At 59.1% G+C, this 19,845-nt stretch carries 21 protein-coding genes and 1 riboswitch; of the genes, 14 read left to right on the top strand and 7 right to left on the bottom strand.

Going from position 1 to position 19,845, the window contains the following annotated elements:
• The first annotated feature begins 4 nt into the window (after window positions 1-4).
• On the top strand, window positions 5-1,294 hold the full coding sequence (locus IF205_RS02755) for a bifunctional folylpolyglutamate synthase/dihydrofolate synthase (protein WP_259781763.1): 1,290 nt from the start codon (window positions 5-7) through the stop codon (window positions 1,292-1,294).
• A 28-nt stretch (window positions 1,295-1,322) separates the two neighbouring features.
• On the opposite strand, the gene murJ is transcribed toward IF205_RS02755, so the two are convergent.
• Complete coding sequence (gene murJ, locus IF205_RS02760; protein ID WP_259781764.1) at window positions 1,323-2,879, bottom strand: murein biosynthesis integral membrane protein MurJ; 1,557 nt, start codon at window positions 2,877-2,879, stop codon at window positions 1,323-1,325.
• A gap of 184 nt (window positions 2,880-3,063) precedes the next feature.
• On the opposite strand from murJ, the gene IF205_RS02765 reads away from it, so the two are divergent.
• The 5 genes from IF205_RS02765 to speE all read left to right on the top strand — a co-directional run bounded on the left by IF205_RS02765 (window position 3,064) and on the right by speE (window position 6,573).
• Window positions 3,064-3,816: an EI24 domain-containing protein gene (locus tag IF205_RS02765; protein WP_259781765.1), complete on the top strand. Its 753-nt coding sequence runs from the start codon at window positions 3,064-3,066 to the stop codon at window positions 3,814-3,816.
• Window positions 3,817-3,819: 3 nt separating this feature from the next.
• A complete protein-coding gene (locus tag IF205_RS02770) occupies window positions 3,820-4,266 on the top strand; it encodes a hypothetical protein (RefSeq protein ID WP_259781766.1) in 447 nt (148 codons plus the stop codon).
• 79 nt (window positions 4,267-4,345) lie between these two features.
• Window positions 4,346-4,975 carry a hypothetical protein gene (locus tag IF205_RS02775; RefSeq protein WP_259781767.1) on the top strand — a complete coding sequence of 210 codons (630 nt, stop codon included), beginning with the start codon at window positions 4,346-4,348 and terminating at the stop codon, window positions 4,973-4,975.
• Between the two features lie 243 nt (window positions 4,976-5,218).
• A complete protein-coding gene (speD, locus tag IF205_RS02780) occupies window positions 5,219-5,719 on the top strand; it encodes an adenosylmethionine decarboxylase (RefSeq protein WP_259781768.1) in 501 nt (166 codons plus the stop codon).
• Window positions 5,719-6,573, top strand: a complete 855-nt coding sequence (gene speE, locus IF205_RS02785; RefSeq protein WP_259781769.1) for a polyamine aminopropyltransferase — start codon at window positions 5,719-5,721, stop codon at window positions 6,571-6,573. Before speD ends, speE begins: the two co-directional genes overlap by 1 nt.
• 93 nt (window positions 6,574-6,666) lie before the next feature.
• On the opposite strand, the gene IF205_RS02790 is transcribed toward speE, so the two are convergent.
• Complete coding sequence (locus tag IF205_RS02790; protein WP_259781770.1) at window positions 6,667-6,909, bottom strand: hypothetical protein; 243 nt, start codon at window positions 6,907-6,909, stop codon at window positions 6,667-6,669.
• Between the two features lie 75 nt (window positions 6,910-6,984).
• On the bottom strand, window positions 6,985-7,572 hold the full coding sequence (locus tag IF205_RS02795; protein WP_259781771.1) for a TetR/AcrR family transcriptional regulator: 588 nt from the start codon (window positions 7,570-7,572) through the stop codon (window positions 6,985-6,987).
• 165 nt (window positions 7,573-7,737) lie between these two features.
• Here IF205_RS02795 and IF205_RS02800 point away from each other — a divergent pair, with 165 nt between their 5' ends.
• Entirely contained in the window at window positions 7,738-8,610 is an 873-nt protein-coding gene (locus IF205_RS02800) for a sterol desaturase family protein (RefSeq protein WP_259781772.1), read from the top strand.
• Window positions 8,611-8,623: 13 nt separating this feature from the next.
• Window positions 8,624-8,812 (top strand): hypothetical protein, encoded by a 189-nt coding sequence (locus IF205_RS02805; RefSeq protein ID WP_259781773.1) that lies wholly within the window; start codon window positions 8,624-8,626, stop codon window positions 8,810-8,812.
• On the opposite strand, the gene IF205_RS02810 is transcribed toward IF205_RS02805, so the two are convergent.
• Together IF205_RS02810 and IF205_RS02815 are read right to left on the bottom strand one after the other, a co-directional pair.
• Entirely contained in the window at window positions 8,809-9,150 is a 342-nt protein-coding gene (locus IF205_RS02810; RefSeq protein ID WP_259781774.1) for a hypothetical protein, read from the bottom strand. The two genes, IF205_RS02805 and IF205_RS02810, sit on opposite strands and share 4 nt — an antisense overlap.
• A 75-nt stretch (window positions 9,151-9,225) precedes the next feature.
• Entirely contained in the window at window positions 9,226-10,452 is a 1,227-nt protein-coding gene (locus tag IF205_RS02815; RefSeq protein ID WP_259781775.1) for a UbiH/UbiF/VisC/COQ6 family ubiquinone biosynthesis hydroxylase, read from the bottom strand.
• Between the two features lie 376 nt (window positions 10,453-10,828).
• On the opposite strand from IF205_RS02815, the gene IF205_RS02820 reads away from it, so the two are divergent.
• From IF205_RS02820 to IF205_RS02840, 5 genes are all read left to right on the top strand, one after another.
• Window positions 10,829-11,167 carry a P-II family nitrogen regulator gene (locus IF205_RS02820; RefSeq protein ID WP_259781776.1) on the top strand — a complete coding sequence of 113 codons (339 nt, stop codon included), beginning with the start codon at window positions 10,829-10,831 and terminating at the stop codon, window positions 11,165-11,167.
• A 15-nt stretch (window positions 11,168-11,182) separates the two neighbouring features.
• The gene (gene amtB / locus IF205_RS02825) at window positions 11,183-12,538 is read left to right on the top strand and encodes an ammonium transporter AmtB (RefSeq protein ID WP_259781777.1); all 1,356 of its coding nucleotides are present in this window, start codon (window positions 11,183-11,185) and stop codon (window positions 12,536-12,538) included.
• Between the two features lie 253 nt (window positions 12,539-12,791).
• Window positions 12,792-14,006: an aminotransferase class I/II-fold pyridoxal phosphate-dependent enzyme gene (locus IF205_RS02830; protein ID WP_259781778.1), complete on the top strand. Its 1,215-nt coding sequence runs from the start codon at window positions 12,792-12,794 to the stop codon at window positions 14,004-14,006.
• An 8-nt stretch (window positions 14,007-14,014) separates the two neighbouring features.
• Entirely contained in the window at window positions 14,015-16,408 is a 2,394-nt protein-coding gene (locus IF205_RS02835) for a DNA translocase FtsK (protein ID WP_259781779.1), read from the top strand.
• Window positions 16,401-17,039, top strand: coding sequence for a LolA family protein (locus IF205_RS02840; protein ID WP_259781780.1), 639 nt, complete (start codon window positions 16,401-16,403; stop codon window positions 17,037-17,039). Before IF205_RS02835 ends, IF205_RS02840 begins: the two co-directional genes overlap by 8 nt.
• A gap of 5 nt (window positions 17,040-17,044) precedes the next feature.
• On the opposite strand, the gene IF205_RS02845 is transcribed toward IF205_RS02840, so the two are convergent.
• Complete coding sequence (locus tag IF205_RS02845) at window positions 17,045-17,824, bottom strand: sterol desaturase family protein (protein WP_259781781.1); 780 nt, start codon at window positions 17,822-17,824, stop codon at window positions 17,045-17,047.
• 120 nt (window positions 17,825-17,944) lie between these two features.
• Between IF205_RS02845 and IF205_RS02850 the strand changes: the two genes are divergently transcribed.
• A complete protein-coding gene (locus IF205_RS02850) occupies window positions 17,945-18,733 on the top strand; it encodes a gamma-glutamyl-gamma-aminobutyrate hydrolase family protein (RefSeq protein ID WP_259781782.1) in 789 nt (262 codons plus the stop codon).
• Between the two features lie 22 nt (window positions 18,734-18,755).
• On the opposite strand, the gene bluB is transcribed toward IF205_RS02850, so the two are convergent.
• Window positions 18,756-19,508, bottom strand: a complete 753-nt coding sequence (gene bluB, locus IF205_RS02855) for a 5,6-dimethylbenzimidazole synthase (protein WP_259781783.1) — start codon at window positions 19,506-19,508, stop codon at window positions 18,756-18,758.
• 52 nt (window positions 19,509-19,560) lie between these two features.
• Window positions 19,561-19,740: riboswitch (cobalamin riboswitch) on the bottom strand.
• Window positions 19,741-19,845: the final 105 nt, after the last annotated feature.

Below are 19,845 nucleotides of genomic sequence, written 5' to 3' on the forward strand. Positions count from 1 at the left end.
GACCATGGTGACCCGCCGCAGTGACGCCATCCTGGCGCGGTTGATGCAGTTGCACCCCAAGGTGATCGACCTGTCCCTGGGGCGCACGCTGGAGCTTTTGGAAAAACTGGGCCGTCCGCAGGACAAGCTGCCACCCGTGGTGCATGTCGCCGGGACCAACGGCAAAGGATCGACCATTGCCTATCTGCGCTGCATGCTGGAAGAGGCGGGTTATCGGGTCCATGTCTATACCTCACCGCATCTGGTGACCTTTGCCGAACGCATCCGTCTGGCGGGGGAACAGATCTCCGAAGCGGCGTTGAGCGCACTGCTCGAAGACTGCGAGAAGGTCAATGGCGGTGAGCCGATCACCTTCTTTGAAATCACCACCTGCGCGGCAATGAAGGCCTTTGCGGATACGCCGGGCGATATCGTGTTGCTGGAAACCGGACTGGGCGGGCGGCTTGACAGCACAAATGTGGTGGAAAGCCCGGCCTGCACCATCCTGACGCCGATTTCGATGGACCACACCCAGTTCCTGGGCGACACGCTGGAGGCGATCACCCGTGAAAAGGCCGCCATCCAGAAGGCGGATGTGCCCTCCGTGGTCGGTCCACAGCCGGACAGCGCCATGGAAGTGATCGAGGAACGCGCCCGCGAGGTAAACGCGCCGCTGGCCCGCGCCGGGGCCGAATGGTCGATCACCGAAACGGAGAACGGCCTGCGCTTCACCAGCGTGCCGGTCACGCTGGACCTGCCGAAACCGGGCCTGCCGGGACGCCACCAGACCCCCAATGCGGGGGCGGCGGTCGCCGCGGCGCTGGAACTGCGCGACCAGGGGTTCGAGATTTCCGACGAACACATCCGGGCCGGGATCGCCAATGCAACCTGGCCCGCGCGCCTGCAACGCCTGACCACCGGCCCGATCGTGGACGCCATGGGCGAGACTTCCGAAGTCTGGCTGGACGGCGGCCATAATGCCGCGGCCGGCGAGGCCCTGGCCGACATGGCACAGACCTGGTCTGACAAGCCGCTCTACATCATATTCGGCATGCTTAATACCAAGGCGGCCGGTGACTTCCTGCGCCCTTTGGCACCCCATGTCACGCAGGCCTGGTCCATCGCCATTCCGGGTGAGGAAAACAGCCTGACAGCCGGTGAATCCGAAGCCTTCGCCAAAGGGCAGGGCATCGACTGCACGGCGATGGAGACGGTCGAAGACGCCCTGTCACAGATCCCCAAGGACAAGCCCGCGCGGCTTTTGATCTGCGGCTCGCTGTATCTTGCCGGTGTGATCCTGTCCGAGAACGGCTAGACCTTCAAATCGGCACCCGTGGGCTATATCAACCCCGCTGACGCCTCAACCGCCCTTTCAATTCGCCCAGTTTCGCCGCACCCGTCACATGGGCCAGACCGAAATAGACGATGGCACCCCCGCCGACCAGTCCACCCAGAATGGCGGCGCGCAGGGGAAACAGCATGCCGGTCATGACCGGTTGCAGTTCCATGGCCGCATAGGCCAGCAGGGCGCCCATGATCACCGCACTGACGATCAGGCGGGGCAGGACGCGTTTCATCCGCGCGTCCAGACGGAAATGGCCGCGCCGATAGAGGATCACCGCCAGGACGAAGACATTAACCCAGGCGGTGATCGCAGTCGCCAGCGCGATGCCCACATGGGCGAGGACCTGCATCAGCCCGAAGGCCAATGCGATATTCAGCACCACATTGACGGACGCAACCTTCACCGGGGTTTTGGTATCCTCACGGGCAAAGAAACCGGGACTGAGCGCCTTGATCAGAACATAGGCGGGCAGGCCGATGGCAAAGGCCTGCAGCGCGCCGGATGTGGCAAGCGTCGTCTCTGCCGTGAAAGCGCCGCGCTGAAACAGGACATTGATGATCGGCCAGGGCATGGCGATCAGGGCAATCGCCGCAGGCAGGGTCAGGACAAGGGAGATTTCCAGCGCGCGGTTCATGGAATGCAGGGCCTGTTCCCCCTGACCGGCGCGCAACTGGCGGGTCAGCAGCGGCAACAGCGCCACCCCGACGGCAACACCGACCACACCCAGGGGCAACTGGTTCACGCGGTCCGCATAATAGAGGTAGGAGACGGAGCCCTCGGGCAGCAGGGACGCCAGGATATCCCCCATCATCACATTGATCTGCACGACCCCGGCCCCCAGGACACCCGGCCCCATCAGCATCAGCAGACGCTTTACCCCCGCAGTCATCCGCGGGCGCGGCAACCGCACCATGATACCCGCCTTGTGACAGGCATAGGCCAGGAAGAGGAATTGCACGGCACCCGCAATCGCCACGCCGCTTGCCATGGCATGGCCGGGCATCTGCAGGATACCGCTGCTGACCAGGACCAGAACGGTAATCATCACAATATTCAGCAGGACCGGTGCAGCCGCGGCGGCGGCAAATCGACCGGTCGAGTTCAGCATTCCTGAGAATTGCGCGCACAACACCATGAACAGCAGATAGGGAAAGGTAATCTGGGCGAGCGCCACGGTCAGGGCGAATTTCTCCGTATCCGCCACAAAGCCGGGGGCCACCACCCGCATCAGCCAGGGCATTCCCGCGAGGGACACCACGGTGAGCAACAGCATGCCAAAGGTCAGGACCGCAGCCACCTCACCCCCGAAGGCGCGGGCGGCCTGTTTGCCATCCGTTTCCAGACGACCGGCGTAGAGCGGCACGAAAGCCGCATTCATCGCGCCTTCGCCAAAGAGACGGCGGAACAGGTTCGGGAATTTGAAGGCAATGAAAAAGGCGTCGGCCACCATGCCTGCGCCCACCACATTGGCGATCAACACATCCCGGATGAAGCCCAGAACACGGCTCATCATGGTCCACCCGCCAATGGTGGCCACCGAACGCAGCAAACTCATAAACCCTAGTCCCTTTGGGAGCGTCCCATCCGGGACACCCTGATTGTTTCCCCCTGTTTAGCGGAGAATTGCGCCGGAAAGAAGGCCCGATTTCATTACATTGACAGGCCGCATATCCTTGTAAGACCCTGCAAACCCGACTACATAGAATTTCAATTATGCATAGCAAAGGGGAAGAAGGCCCATGATTTCCGCATTGACCAAAGCCCTCGGCCAGATGGGGGATCCCAAACTGCAGGCGGTCTTCTGGAAAGGTGTCATCGGGTCGATCGTTGCCTTCATCCTGCTTTATGCCGTGCTCTGGGGCCTGCTGAGCCAGGTGGCCTGGACCGAACTGCCCTTCTACATCGGCGATTTCTTTGCCTGGATGGGCGACAGTTTCGATGTTTTCGGCGGTGTTTTCTTCGGTGGAACGATCCTGATCGCCACCTATTTCCTCTTCCCCGCCGTGATGATCGCGGTCGTCGGCATCTTTCTGGACGATGTCTGCGAGGCGGTTGAGGACAAACACTATCCGCATCTCGGCAAGGCCCGCAAAATCACCATTGTCGACAGCCTGTGGAACGCGTTGAAATTCGTCGGTGTCATGGCGCTGGTCAACATTGTCGCCGCGCCCTTTTACATCCTCACTTTCTGGGTCATCGGACTGGGTCTGGTCCTTTACTACCTGATCAACGGCTATCTGATCGGCCGGGAATATTACGAACTGGTCGCCTTCCGCCGGATGTCGCCGAAAAACGCCCACAGATTGCGCCGTGCCCATCGCGGACAGATCATGCTGGCGGGGGCCGCGGTTGCTTTCGCCATGACCATCCCCATCGTCAACATCCTGACGCCGATCATCGCCGCCGCCATGATGGACCATCTGTTCATGCGCCTGCCGCGCCGCGCCGAATTCATGGATGCGGAACCGGTAAGCGACCTGGCGAAGTCCTGATCCATGACGGTCTTGCGCCTCGCCCTCGTTGCGGCAATTGCGGTTGGACTGGCGGCCTGCGGATCCGGCAGGCCGAAGACCCCGCCACAGCAGGCCCCCCAAAGCCAGCAAACTGCCAAAATGGAGAAGTCCGAACCGCGGGAGCAGGCCGCAATCGCGCCTGCCAGACCGCAGGAGCCGGTCAATGACGATCCGCAGCAGTTCATGGGGCTGGACCAGCCCGGCGTGACCGCCATCATCGGCAAGCCCGCCATGATCCGCCGCGACGGCCCGGCGGAAGTCTGGCAATACCGGGGACGGGGCTGCGTGTTCGATATCTTCATGTATCGCAAGGAAAACGACGTTTTCGAAGTGAAATACGTCGACCTCCGCGCACCGGACCTGGCCGAGGACCAGCACCGCGCCTGCCTCGCCAATATCATCCGCAGCAACCGGCCCGCAACCAGCTAACCTGCGTCATCCGGACCAGCCTCCCGCGAAACGCGTTGTGCTACAATAAGCCCTCGCGCGATACTGACGGGAGGCAATCATGCAGTGGATCAAACCGGGCTTCGGCGTATTTCTGGCGGCACTGACCATGTCGCTTTGGTCGATCAGTTTCTGGGGCGGCGATCTGGCCACTTCCATCTTCGACACGGCATCCCCCTCCGGGGATAGCGCGATCCTGCAGACCCTGGACCAAAATCTGGCGGCAAGTGGCGTCTATCGCTTTCCCGGCCAGCCGCAGGACGATCCGCTCGCCCTATACCAACAGGCAAAACAGGGCCCTGCGGGGTTGTTGTTTTTCGTGAAAGAGGGCATCGACCCGCTTTCCATACGCGCCATCATCAGCGGCTTTCTGCATATGCTGATCACCGCGCTGGGGCTTGGCGTCGCGCTGTGCCTTTTCACAAAGCCCGGACAGCGTTACCGGCAGCGGATGGGTATTGTCGTCCTGATCGGTCTGGTCGCCGTCTTCTTCAGCCGTCTGGGGGGCGTCGTCTGGTATGTGGAAAACCTGTCCTATTACCTCTGGACCGCCTTTCACGACATGGGTGTCTATCTACTGGCGGGCGCAATCCTGGCGATGTTTATCAAGCATGACGGGCAGCCGTCCAAAGCACCGGAATTCGACATGCAAGATGACGTTCGATTAAACGATCACCACAGAAGCCCTTGAAGGGTGTTCGGCCCAGATAACGGAGGTGCGTCACAAAAAAATTTTATTACCGTCAAAAACCTCAAGGCTATCCTTGAGAAGCGCAGGATTCCGCCTTTCCAGTTATCCACAGCTTGGGAAAAATGAGCCATCAAACCGGTTCGGTATAAAAAATTGAAAATTTATCCTTGCGTCGAAAATCGAATGGCCTTATCACCCGCGCTCACAAATTGACATCTGGGTCATCTACTGGTGGAGGGGACAATGCCGCAAGACATGTCTCTCATCCAACTGGGGACGGCAACCGGGCGCGAGCAACCGAGCACCAACCAGACGGAAGAGAATACAACCGTAATCGAATTTCATCCTACAAACGATCAGGGCGACGACCGTCTGGATCATTTTATTGAACAGGACGGCGTGCATTACGCAGGCAATCACCTGATCATTGATTTGTGGGATGCTTCCCGATTGGACGAAATCGACCATATCGAGAATACCTTCCGTGAGTGCATCGAAGAGGCGGGTGCAACGCTTCTGCATATGCATTTTCATCACTTCACCCCGAATGGGGGCGTCTCCGGCGTGGCTGTTCTGGCGGAAAGCCATATCAGCATCCACACCTGGCCGGAATGCGGTTATGCCGCGCTGGACATTTTCATGTGCGGCGACGCCAAGCCTCATAAGGCGATCCCGGTCCTGAAGCGTGCCTTCGGACCGAAATCGGTCCAGTTGGGCGACCATAAACGGGGCATGATGGGCTAATGGAAAATCCGGAATACTTTGATGAGGTGCTGCACGGTGATTACGGGCAGCGCCTGAAGGTCGAACGCGTGCTTTATCGCGACAAGACCGAGCATCAGGACCTGATTATCTTCGAAAATGCCCGCTTTGGCCGGGTCATGGCGCTGGACGGGATCGTCCAGACCACCGAAGGCGACGAGCATATCTATCACGAGATGATGGCGCATGTGCCGATCCTGGCCCATGGGCAGGCGTCTCGTGTGCTGATTGTCGGCGGCGGCGATGGCGGCATGGCCCGCGAAGTGTTGAAGCATAAATCCGTCGAAGAACTGACCATGGTCGAAATCGACGGCGGCGTTGTGGATTTCTGCCGGGAATACCTGCCGAACCACAATGCGGGGGCCTTTGACGACCCGCGGTTCAACCTGGTGATCACCGATGGCTGCAAATTCGTCAAGGAAACGGACAAGCGTTTCGACGTGATCATCATCGACAGCACCGACCCCATCGGTCCGGGCGCGGTCCTGTTCACCGAAGAATTCTATGCCGATTGCAAATCCTGCCTGACGGAAAACGGCATTCTCGTCACCCAGAACGGCGTTCCGGCCGTCCAGGGCTTTGAGGTGACCAATAGCTGGGAGCGGATGGGCCCGCATTACAAGGATGTGGCCTTTTACCTGGCAACTGTTCCGACCTATCAGGGCGGCCCGATGGCCTTCGGCTGGGCGACGGATGATGTGACGGCGCGTCTGTTGCCGGTTGCGGAAATCGAAAAACGCTTCCAGGAGGCCGATTTCGAAACCCGTTATTACACACCGGCGGTGCATGTGGCGGCATTCGCGCTACCCAGATATGTAAGCGATCTGCTGGTCTAATCCAGCCGGAGTGCATAGCATTCGAGGAACAGCGGGCTTTGTCCCGCTGTTTTTCATGTGACCGTCATAGAGTTTTGGCCTTACGTTTCGGCGTTAATGCGTGATGCTTTTGACGATCAGCCCGGCGCTGCTCTTGAAGGATTTGAAACCCTTCGGGCGCAAGACCGTATTCATGCGATCAATATAGAAATCAGTCACATAAGCACCTTCATCACCGATCTGTTGATAAAAATCGTCCCAGGACACCAACAGCTTATGGGCGCTGGCCTCCTCGACATCGTGCAACAGTTTTTCGCCGACAGTCACCGGGTTTTTCATCGCGGTAACCTCTCCCATCCAGGTTCCTCCCCCCTGAATGCCCGGTGTCTAATATACGTGAAAAACCCAGTTCAGTACCTAGACACCTAATCACTAAGCTGTGATCAGGGTTGCGGCAAGCCGCCGTGCGCTGGCGCGGGCGGCATGGCTGAACCGCTGGGGCAGGGCGAGGGGAACCATGGCGTCATTGGTGAAATAAAGCCCCACAAGACCATAGGCGACGGTCCAGCAATCGCCTTGTCCGGCATGGGGATTGTCTTCGGCCAGAACCCGCGCGATCACATCGACGAACTCCGTTATCCAGACGGAAAAGCACTCCCGGATCACCGGATACCGGCCCGCCGCGCCCAGCAGGGCTTCCGCCACGGCGCGCTCATCCGCACTTTCTCCATTGTCTTGCGCAAACAGCATGTCGATCAGGGCATCGGTCTTGTTTGTCTTGGGCAGCGCCGCCAGCAGCAATCGTGTTTCCTGGCGATAACGATCGGTGATCCGGCCGATCATGGCCGCAATGATCGCATCCCGGTTGCCGATGAAATGGCGTAGGATGCTGCGTTTCATCCCGGCTTCTTCGGCGATCGCCTCCAGACTGCTCGCCTCCAGCCCCAGCCGTGCCACACAACGCTCAAAAGCATCCAAAATTTCCTCTGTTCGTTCTTTTTTCAGGCTGGGACGGGCCATGTCTTTTCCAGTAAATACAGTTTGTTATGGTTGATACTTCATAGAGAATTATAGCTTCTCCAAAAGTAGTAAATTATCATAGTTGACAATTTACAAAAGTCACCTCATTTATTTATTGTCAGATATGACAATTTATTAATTCGGCACTTTTGGGGAAGACCTGCCATGCCAGAAAACCTGGAATCCGCCCTGAACTGGGTCGCCGCCTTTGACCTGATCGTTTTCGGCACGCTGCTGTTGCTCGATCTGGGGCGCGATGTCCTTATCCACCGCATGAGCCGCCTGCGGTTCCTGGACACAATCGCCAGCCTCAGCACCCAAATCCCCTATCTCCTGGTGGAAATACTCACTTTCAATGCGGTCGTGATTGCCTATTACACCACGCAAGCCATCGCCCCCGTCGGGATTGAGACAACCATCGCAAGCTTCGCGATCCTCCTCATGCTCGCGGATTTCACCTATTATTGGGAGCATCGCTGCAGCCATCGCATCCGACTGCTATGGACCAGCCATGCGGTTCACCACAGCGCGCCGATCATGAATATCGCCGTGGCCTATCGTTTCGGCTATCTGGACCCGTTGATTTCCGTGCCCTTCCACCTGCCGCTGGTCCTGATCGGCTATGACCCCATGGCGGTGTTCCTGGCGGAGGTCATCGTGCTGGTCTATCAGACCTGGCTGCATAACGATTTCATCGGGAAACTGGGAATCCTGGAGCGTTTTCTCAACACCCCGTCGAACCATCGCGTCCATCATGGCAGCAACCCGCACTATCTGGACCGGAACTATGGCGGCATCCTGATCATCTGGGACCGGCTTTTCGGCAGCTACGCCGCAGAGGAGGAACCGGTCGTCTATGGCCTTACCGCCCCGATCAATACGGTAAACCCCGTCAAAGTCTGGTTTTCAGAACTACCAAAATTGGTACGAGACCTAATTTCGGCCCAAGGCATCGCCAACTACTGCGGCTATCTCTTCAGGGGACCTGATTGGCAGCCGGAGAAGGGCCATACCCCTGCAGGCAAAACCTTAAAATAGAAAGACTAACCCGATGAAAATGCGGAAATACTGGTATCTCGGTCTCCTCGGATTGATCGGCTTTTACCGCCTGCCGCTGGTCATTGACTATCTACAGGGCGCCGACAATAGCTGGTTGGTCCTCACCAATCTGCTTTGGTTTCTCTGGTTCCTGGACTTTATCCCCGAAGAAACCGATGGCACAAAGCCCAACGAGACTTAGTTATCCCCGCTGCCGCCTTCACTTGCCGCCTTCAGGATTGAACCGTAGAGCGTTTCTGCGCGTTCGCGGTTGAGCTGTCCAAGATCGGAAGGCGGCGTCAGGTGGTCCAGCATATTCTGGACTTCCGCGTTGCTGACCGGCATTTTCTGGACCAGAGAGGCGACAATCGCCGCCAGCCCCAGGGTCGCGGCCGTGCTTTCATGGGTCAGCGTTTCCAGGCTGCGGATCGAGGTTTTGATCTTTTCCAGATCCTGCTTTGCAGCCAGATTATCCGCCAGTGCCGCTTCCACACGTTCAAGCGCGGCGGCCACATGGGTAATGCTCACACCTTGGGTCATTTTCTCTTACCTTTGCTGAATAGATCCGGCGCGCCTTTTAGGCCCTGCCGCCCGTCAGGTCAAAATCTCTGCGGACTACAGCGCCTCACCACGGACCAGCCGCGGCAACTCGCCAACCACACCCATGGCATGATGCATGAGGAATTTCTTCACCGGCGGCAGTTTGTCCACTGCGGCAAGCCCCAGGTCACGCACAGTGCGCAAGGCATCGATATCATTGGAAAAGAGACGCAGCAGCCCGTCGCAGACGGAAGCCAGCAGTACATTGTCGAAACGCCGCCACTTCTCGTAATTCTCCAACGTCATCCGGGAGCCCAGGTCCATACCGACCCGGCGCGCATCCACCAGAACCTCCGCCAGGGCCGCCACATCGCGGATACCCATATTATAGCCCTGACCTGCAATCGGGTGGATCGCATGACCGGCATCGCCCGCCAAGGCCAGGCGGTCGTCGATATAGGTGGAGGCCATGCTCAGACTCAAGGGATAGGCAAAACGCGGCCCGACCAGTTTGATCTCACCCAGCCAGTCACCGAAACGGGTGGACAGTTCCGCCAGAAAGGCCTCGTCGTCCAGTTTCAAATAGTCCTGCACCAGCGCCTTGTTTTCCGACCAGACGATGTTGGACCGGCCTTCGGTCATGGGCAGCATGGCAAAGGGGCCGCCGGGCAGGAACAACTCCACCGCCGTGCCCTGATGGTCGCGTTCATGGGCAACCGTGCAGACAATGGCCGTCTGGTCGTATTTCCATTCGGTCTGTTTGATGCCCGCCGCATCGCGGATGGGGGAGAACTTGCCGTCGCAGGCCACCGCCAGTTCCGCGCGGATCGTCTCGCCATTGTCCAGCACAGCCTCGGCATAGCCGGGCAGGCGGTCGAGACGCTCCACCGCATGCGGGGCAACAAGGGTCAGGTTGGGCAGGGTCTCCGCCAGTTTGTGAAGCGCCACACGGGTCATCCGGTTCTCAATGATATAGCCGAAGGCCTCCTCACCGATATCGGTATGGTCATAATGCAGAAACAGCGGAGACACCCCGCGCAGGGGATGACCGTCCGCCACGCGGATATCCCAGATAGGCGACGCATCCTTCTCCAGATAGGACCACAGGCCGATGCCCTTGAAGACCTGCGCGGAGCCAAAGGAAATCGCCGAAGCACGCCCGTCATATTCACCCGCAAGCTGGGTCACGGCCTTTTCACGGTCGATCACCGCCACGTCCAGACCGGCACTGGCCAGGGCACAGCCCAAAGTCATGCCCACCAGACCGCCGCCGGCGATCAATACGTCATATCGTTTCTGCATCTGGCCTTTGACCTATCTTTGTATTCGCGGGTCTTTGTATTCGCGGGGTATTCACTGGCGCAGCATTGCCAGCCTTGCCCCACCTTAGAGATAACCGGCCTGACCCCAATATCCAACCGCAAAGCAATCACAATCCCAATAATGCCTATTTTTTAATCAGTATATATATAATGATTATTATTTAGGCACAAAGAACTCTGATATTCCTTCGGCAGAGCTGGAATAGAATATCTTAATTATCTGTTTTAACTACTATATTTCAAGTTTTTCGAAACTTGGCACAGGGCTTGAAAAGACAATTCGCAAAGGGGTTTGTGCAATGCATCAAAAGTCTTTGCACAGACCGTTTCGTGAGAGCAGTCAGGGAGACGAGCCAATGAAAATGGTAGTGGCCGTGATCAAGCCCTTCAAATTGGACGAGGTGCGCGAAGCCCTCACCAAGTTGGGCGTCACCGGCATGACGGTGATGGAAGCCAAGGGCTTCGGCCGTCAGAAAGGCCAGACCGAAATTTACCGCGGAGCAGAATACGCCGTGAGCTTCCTGCCCAAGGTCAAACTGGAAGTCGTGGTCAGCACCGACCAGGCAACGCAGGTGGTTGAAGCCATCCAACAGGCGGGCCAGACCGGGCGCATCGGCGACGGCAAGATTTTCGTTTTGAATGTGGAACAAACCGTTCGTATTCGCACCGGCGAAACGGACGAGGCGGCCCTGTAAAGGAGGACCGATCCAATGATGAATTTTAAGAAAAGCATTAAACTTCTGGCCCTGGGCGGGTTGTTGACGCTCGCGACCCAGGGGGCGGCACAGGCCGCGGTAAGCGATGAAACCGCTTATGTTTTCAATACCTTCCAGTTTCTGATCAACGGCGCTCTGGTGATGTGGATGGCGGCGGGTTTCGCCATGCTCGAATCCGGTCTGGTTCGCGCCAAGAACACGGCAACCATCTGCCTGAAGAATATCGTGCTCTATGCCGTGGCGGGTCTGATGTTCTACGTCGTCGGCTACAGCCTGATGTATGTGGATGTTTCCGGCTGGATCGGCAGCCTCGGCGGCGCATTCTACGGCCCGTCCGATGCCGAAGTCGCCCTGCTGACCGCAGATGAGGCCACCGCCGAACAGGTTGCCGCCGTTGTCGGCAACGGCTATTCGGTTGCCTCCGACTGGTTCTTCCAGATGGTCTTCGTGGCAACGGCTGCTTCCATCGTATCCGGCACCGTGGCGGAACGAATCAAATTCTGGCCCTTCATGATCTTTGTGACGGTCCTGACGGCAGTCGTTTATCCGATCCAGGGTAGCTGGAGCTGGGGCGGCGGCTGGTTGTCCGAACTGGGCTTCTCCGACTTTGCCGGTTCCTCCATCGTACACTCCGTCGGTGGTTGGGCAGCCCTTGTCGGCGCCATCATCCTGGGTCCGCGTAAGGGTAAATATGTCGGCGGCGGCGTCCACCCGATGCCGGGTTCCAACCTGACGCTTGCAACATTGGGCACCTTCATCCTGTGGCTCGGCTGGTTCGGCTTCAACGGCGGTTCCGTCCTGGCGCTGGGCGATGCGGCTTCGGCCACCTGGATGGCAATCGTCTTCACCAACACCAACCTGGCCGCAGCAGCCGGTGTGGTTGCAGCCAGCCTGCTGACCCAGATCCTCTACAAGAAGATCGACCTGACGCTGGCGCTGAACGGTGCCATCGGCGGCCTGGTTTCCATCACTGCCGGTCCGGACCTGCTGTTCCACTTCTGGTCGATCGTGATCGGCGCCATCGGCGGCATCATCGTTGTCGTTGCCGTACCGCTGCTGGACAAGCTGAAGATCGACGACGTGGTCGGCGCAATCCCGGCGCACCTGCTGTGCGGTATCTGGGGTACATTGGCCGTCGGTATCTTCGGCAGCGCCAGCCTGGGTGCACAGATTACCGGCATCGTCGCCATCGGCGCCTTCACCATCGTCTGCAGCACCATCATCTGGTTCGCCCTCAAATACACCATCGGCATCCGTGCCGGCGAGGAAGAAGAGATGATCGGTCTCGACAAGGTCGAACTTGGCCTGGAGGCCTATCCGGAATTCGGGAAAGGATCGCAGACACTGTAATCCACCCATCCAAGACAACGCGGGAGGCTCCAACCTGAACCTCCATAGCAGAATCCCGCGGAAACTTAGCCCCGGTACAGATGTGCCGGGGCTCTTTTTATGTGACCCCGGCTGTCACCGGAACCACCATCTTTCCGCCTCATTGTTTAATTACAGCAGACAGAACTGGCTTGCGGGTGGTGAATCGGGCCGGTATTTTGGTGTTCATTCACCAACCCTCATCGCCCATTTCCTCATCAACGGTATTTCATTCATGTCGCGCGCCGAACTCGACCAGCTACACGACTTTCCCTACCGCCGTCTGGCGGCGCTTTTCGGCGACGACCAGCCGGGCAAATCGCCGCTGCTGACCCATATCGGCGAACCGCAGGGCAATCCGCCTGCACTGCTGGAAGAGGCGGTTGCGAAGAACAGTCACCTCTGGTCGAAATATCCGCCGATCAACGGCACGCCCGACTATCGGAAAACCGTGGCCGACTGGGCGACAAAGCGTTTTGGCCTGGATGACGGCTATATCGATCCCGACAGCATGATCCTGCCCGCCTGCGGCACGCGCGAGGCATTGTTCCTCGCAGCCCTGATGGCCGCCGCGCGCAAAAGGGCCATGCTGAAAGAGGGGACACGCCCGGTGATCTGCCTGCCGAACCCGCTTTATCACGTCTATTTCGGCGGCGCGCTGATGGCGCAGGCGGATATTGTTGCAGTCGATGCAACGGCAGAAAACAATTTCGTGCCGGATTACGAATCCCTCTCACCGGAAATACTCGACCGCACGGCCCTGGTCTTCCTGTGCAGCCCGGGCAACCCGACCGGAACGGTCGCCAGCCTGGCGCGCCTCAAGACCATGATCGAGGCCGCCCGCCGCCATGATTTCATTCTGGCCGTGGACGAATGCTATTCCGAAATATGGTTCGACAATCCGCCGCCGGGCGGCCTGGAGGCCTGCGCCGCCTTAGGGGGCGGGCTGGACAATGTGATGGTATTCAATTCACTGTCGAAACGATCCAGTGCGCCGGGTCTGCGGAATGGCGTCATTATTGGCCCGCCGGACCTGATGGCAGACTTCCAGATGCTGCGCGGCTACGGCGGTGCACAGGTGCCGGGGCCATTGCTGGCAGCCGCCACGGCGCTTTGGGCAGACAACGGCCATGCCGACGAAAACCGCAGGCTTTACAACCGTCTGGTCGACATCGCGACAGAGGAACTGGGCAACCTGCCGGGCTTCTCACGACCGGAAGCTGCATTTTTCCTGTGGTATGATGTGGCCAAATGCGGCATGACAGGGGAAGAAGCGGCCAAACGCCTCTGGGCGGAACAAGGGGTCAAGGTCATGCCGGGGCGTTATATGTCGCGCGCGGACGAGACCGGCAAAACCCCGGGCGACGATTTCATTCGTATCGCCCTGGTCCATGATGAAGAAACAACGCGGGACCTCTGCGACCGCATCAGGCAAGTAGTAGCCGGGTAAAAGAAAGAATGGCACGGGCGAAGGGTAAACAGAAATCCACTTTTCTGCCGCAAGGCGTTGCGGATTCACTTAAAAAGAAGGCGCTTGAAGCGTTCGGCATCCTGTTGATCGCCGCAGCCTTGGGCTATGCCGTAATATTGCTGACCTATTCCGCGTCCGATCCGTCGCTGAACCGGGCGGCACCGGGGCCGGTATCCAACCTGCTCGGCGAACCGGGAGCAGTCCTCGCGGATCTGATGCTGCAATCGCTGGGGCTCAGCGCCGTCTTCTTTGTGCCGATCCTGGCCGCCTGGGGTTGGCGTTTCCTTGTTGAACGGCGGCTGAAGTCGCCCTGGCTGCGCCTGTCCCTGACGCCGATCGTGATCCTGCTGGCCGCCATCGGCCTGTCGGGTTTCGCCGCTTTCGAAAGCTGGCCGTTGAGCGCCGGTCTGGGCGGCTTCACCGGCGACCTGATCATCGCACAGCTTGGCGCCTGGCTTGCCGGGTTCGAAATGCTCCCGATTGCGCTTGGCCTGTTTGCCGCAAGCCTGCTCTGCCTGCTTTATATCCTCGGCATTTCCGCCCATGAGTGGTGGGCCGGTGCCAAGGGCCTGCTGGGCCTGGGCCGTCAGGCGGGCGAGGCGGTCCGCAAGGCCGGTTCGGTCAAGGCCGTCGTCAGCGACGCCGCACAGGCCGCTCAGGACACCATAGCCCGGGTGAAAGGGGAACGCGTCGAACCCACGCTGGCCCCCGCACCGGTCAAGCGGGAAAAGGTTCAGGACGCCCCCAAACCGCGTCCTGTCCGCGAAGACCGTGTTGCAACGCCCGAGAAAAAGGCAAAGCCCAGCAAACGCGCCGTGGCCGAACGCCAGATCACTCTGGATTTGCCCAACGACGGGCAATATCACCTGCCGCCGCTGGACCTGCTGGACGATCATGCCGACAAGGTGTCCGCGGTCCACGACAAGGACAGCCTGGAACAGAATGCGCGGATGCTGGAAGGCGTGCTGGAGGACTTCGGCGTCAAAGGCGAGATCGTCAAGGTCCGCCCCGGCCCCGTGGTCACCCTTTATGAGTTGGAACCGGCCCCCGGCACCAAGACAAGCCGCGTGATCGGTCTCGCGGATGATATCGCACGGTCCATGAGCGCAGTATCGGTGCGTATTGCGACCGTACCGGGGCGCAGCGTGATCGGCATCGAATTGCCGAATGCCTCCCGCGACATGGTCCACCTGCGCGAATTGCTGTCGTCCAGCGAATACGAAAAGGCCAAAAACAAGCTGCCCATGGTGCTGGGTAAGGATATCGGCGGCGCGCCGGAAATCGTCGACCTCGCCACCATGCCGCATCTGCTGATTGCGGGCACGACCGGTTCCGGTAAATCGGTGGGCCTGAACGCAATGATCCTGTCGCTGCTCTACAAGCTGCCGCCGGAACGCTGTAAATTCATCATGATCGACCCGAAGATGCTGGAACTGTCCGTCTATGACGACATCCCGCATCTGCTGGCGCCGGTGGTGACCGACCCGAAAAAGGCTGTCGTTGCCCTGAAATGGACCGTGCGCGAGATGGAAAACCGCTATCGCGCCATGTCCAAACTCTCGGTGCGTAACATCGAAGGCTATAACAAGCGCGTCAAGGAAGCCGCCGACAGGGGCGAGGAGATCATGCGCCGCGTCCAGACCGGCTTTGACCCGGAAACCGGCGAGGCGATCTTCGAGGAAGAACCGCAGGACCTGACGCCCTTCCCCTATATCGTCGTCGTGGTCGACGAGATGGCGGATTTGATGCTGGTCGCGGGCAAGGATATCGAGGCCTCGATCCAGCGTCTGGCACAGATGGCCCGTGCCGCAGGCATCCATATCATCATGGCGACCCAGCGTCCGTCGGTCGACGTGATCACCGGTACCATCAAGGCAAACTTCCCGACCCGGATCAGCTTCATGGTCACCTCCAAGATCGACAGCCGCACGATCCTGGGCGAACAGGGCGCGGAACAGCTTCTGGGCCGGGGCGACATGCTTTATATGGCTGGCGGCGGGCGGATCACCCGTATCCACGGCCCCTTTGTAGACGACACGGAAGTGGAAGCGGTCTGCGAATTCCTGAAGTCCCAGTCCGAACCCCAATATGTGGAATCAGTCACCGACGAGGACGATACCTCCGGTGGTTTTGACACCGATGTCCTGGGCGCAGCCATCGGCGGCGGCGAGGGCGGCGGCAGCGGCGACGAACTTTACGATCAGGCCGTGGCCCTTGTGGCGCGCGAGAAAAAGGCCTCTACAAGTTTCATACAAAGACATCTGCAGATCGGTTATAACCGCGCAGCACGCATCATCGAAAAGATGGAAAAAGAAGGAGTGGTCAGTGCAGCAAACCATGTGGGTAAACGCGAAGTCCTGGTCGGAGACCACAGTGGCTAGACGACTGCTGAAACCCGCCGGTGCTTTCCTGCTGTGCCTGGGGCTGTTGCTCCTGGCCGGGACCCATGCCCGCGCCCAGGACCTCAAGGACCCGGAAACCATCGGGACGCTGAACCGGATCGAAAGTTACCTGACCGACCTCACCACGCTGAAATCCCGCTTCATACAGGCCAATCCGGACGGCTCCTACATGGAAGGGACGATCTATCTGAACCGGCCCGGCCAGATGCGCGTGGAATATGACGAGCCCGTGCCGATCCTGCTGGTTGCGGACGGACGGTTCTTCATCCATGTGGACAAGCGGCTGAAGAATGTCTCCCATATCCCGCTCAGTTCCACACCGGCCTATCTGATCCTGCAGGAAAAAATCGACTTCGACAAAGGCGTGAAAGTGATTGATTTCAGCCGCGAAGCAGGGCTGATCCGTGTGGGCCTGACGCAAAAGGATAATCCGGATCTCGGCTCCATCGAGCTGACCTTCACACAGGAGCCTCTAACGCTCAAACAATGGACCATCACCGACGCCCAACAGGCCCGCACCACGGTCACCCTGTTGAACCCGCGCCGGGATGTGAAACTGGATGAAGAGCTTTTCTACTTCTACAACCCCTGGAATGGCCGGCAAAAGTAATCCGCTTATCTGAACGGCCGCGCCAATAGCCGCGCCAGCGACAGATCACGGACGACATTCTCCAGCCCGATGGGCATGGTCAGGCGGCGCTTGTGCCCGCATTTGCTGCCGAAAAGCCTGTCCCAGATCGTAAGCGTATTCGCATAGTTGGAATCCGTATCCTCGCGGATCGCATGGTGGTGCATCCAGTGCCATCCGGGCGTTACGATCACATAAGCCAAGACGCGGTCCAATCGGGGGCCAAGGCGGATATTGGAATGCTGGAAGATCGAGGACAGCAGGACCAGCCCTTCGAAAACCAGCACACTCAACAGCGGAATGCCCAGCAGCCAGATATAGACCCCGCGAAAGACCGCGGACAGCATCACCTCCCCGATATGGAAACGCACGGCAGAGGTGGTGTCGAGAAACTCATCATAATGATGCACCTGATGGAACCGCCACAGGACGGGGACCACATGGTTTGCTCGGTGCCACCAGTAGATGAAGAAGTCCAGCAGGAACAGGTCGATCAACAGGCCCGGCACGCCACCCCACCAGTCCGGCCGCCAGGTCAGGCTGTAGAATGCCGCCAACCCCGTGACCGGGATCACAAACAGCCGGGACGCCACCGCGTTCAGCAGGAACAACAACAGATTGCGCCCCACGCGATAAAGGCGCTGGTTGACGGGTATCGGATTGGGGGAGGCGGGTGCGACCCGCTCCACGACAAAAAAGACCGCCATCCAGATCAGGATGACCAGCCCCTTGAACGTCAGGATCGTCGTGACAAACTCTTGTTCCATGGCGGCGATCATGACCCGCTTGTCTGGAATGGGCAACAAGCCTATGATAAAAAGTGATCACATTTACGCCAGGTCGGAAGAACCGGGGCGGAACACAAGAATTGGACGGACAGTAGGACCATGAGCGCAAAACAGCTTCCCCTGATCGGTGTCACCGGCGATACCCACCCGGACAAGGACGCGGATTATTACAAGGTCGGCGACAAATACATCCTGTCGGTGGTGCGCGCCGCCAATTGCCTGGCGCTGATGATCCCGCCAATCGGCGACGAACTGCAGACCGATGCGCTGCTGGAACACCTGGACGGTGTCTTTTTCACCGGCAGCCCGTCCGACCTGGAGCCCCATCACTATGGCGAGACCAATGTGAAGGAAACCTCCCACCGCGATCCGGGCCGGGATGCCACCAACCTGCCGATGATCGCCAAGGTGTTGGACCGGGGCCTGCCCCTTTTCTGCGTCTGCCGTGGCCATCAGGAATTGAATGTGGTCATGGGCGGCACCCTGCATCAGGCTGTCCACGAAATCGAAGGCAACCGCGACCACCGCGCCGACAACGAAAAACCCTATGATGTGCGCTATGGTCCGCAGCACCCGATCCATATCCAGCCGGGCGGCCTGCTGGAACAGATCAACGGCGGGCTGGACGATGTTATCGTAAACACCGTCCACGGCCAGGCCATCGACAAGGTCGGCGACGGCCTGCGTGTCGAGGCCGTCGCCGATGACGGCGTGATCGAGGCGGTCAGCGTGGAAGGTGCCAAGGATTTCGCACTGTCCCTGCAGTGGCATCCGGAACATCACGTGGCGCTGGAAACCCCGCTCAACCGCAAGATTTTCGAAGCCTTCGGCGACGCCGCCCGCGCCCATATGCGCAAACGCCTGGGGATTGCAGAGCAGGCGGCGTAGCTCTTATATCCGGCCCGGTGGCTCACCCCGCCGGACTGTGAGCCTGCGCCATCGCGGCCTGACCCTGCCGGACCGTGGAGAGGAAATCCTCATCCGGCCTGCCGGACCAACCATTCTGGCGTATCAGACTGTCCAAAGGCAGGCGGGGTAACCAGCCTGCCTTTTCCAGTTCCGGCCTGTCATGGAACCCGGCCACATAGCCCAGACAAAGATAGGCGACCGGAATAATCGTCCGGGGGATATCGAGGGCAGCGCGTAATTCATTCTGATCCAGAATGCTGACCCAGCCGACACCCAGCCCTTCAGCGCGGGCGGCAAGCCATAAATTTTGAACGGCGCAAACGGAACTGTAGAGGTCCATGATTGGAATATGGGTCCGCCCGATCACGACCTTGCCGGCCCGCTGCCGGTCGCAGGTGACACAGATATTCACCGGCGATTCAACAATGCCCTCCAACTTCAAGGACCGGTATGTGGACTGTTTTTCCTCCGGGAACATCAGGGCCGCCTCGCCATTCGCTTTTTCAAAAGCCTGATGAACGCGGCCTTTAACGGCCTTGTCGCGCACGAGGGTAAAGGTCCATGGCTGCATGAAACCAACGGATGGCGCGTGATGGGCTGCCACCAGAATGCGGGCCAGGACTTCGTCCGGTATGGGGTCGGGCAGGAATTCGCCGCGCACGTCCCGGCGTGTCATGATCGCACGATAGACCGCATCCCGGTCCTGTTCATTGAATGGTTGGGCCGGCAGAAGGCCGGAATCGGTATTTGTCATCGGTAGTCCCCTTCACGATGTATGACGACATCCCGCCCCACCGTCCACGTGGCTTGGGAACATCCTTCCGGCCGGTCTTCTGACTTGGATTCATCCCCGCAAACCCCTTCCCAGCCTCCCGGCCAGTGGTATCTCGTTTGCGAATCCTCTTCACAGCGTTGGGCACGTTGCGGATTTCCACCGCATTCCCGATTATCCCGCCTGGGCGGGCACCGAAGGGAGAGTTTGTTTATATGATCCGTCCTTTAAACGGATTGATTGTCGTCAACTTCGGTTGACAGGCCTTGCCCGTACAGGGGATAAAAGGAGAACAAATAAATCTCCTTCCCGGTTAGAA

The sequence above is a fragment of the Aestuariispira ectoiniformans genome (assembly GCF_025136295.1).
GTDB classification, from domain to species: domain Bacteria; phylum Pseudomonadota; class Alphaproteobacteria; order UBA8366; family Aestuariispiraceae; genus Aestuariispira_A; species Aestuariispira_A ectoiniformans.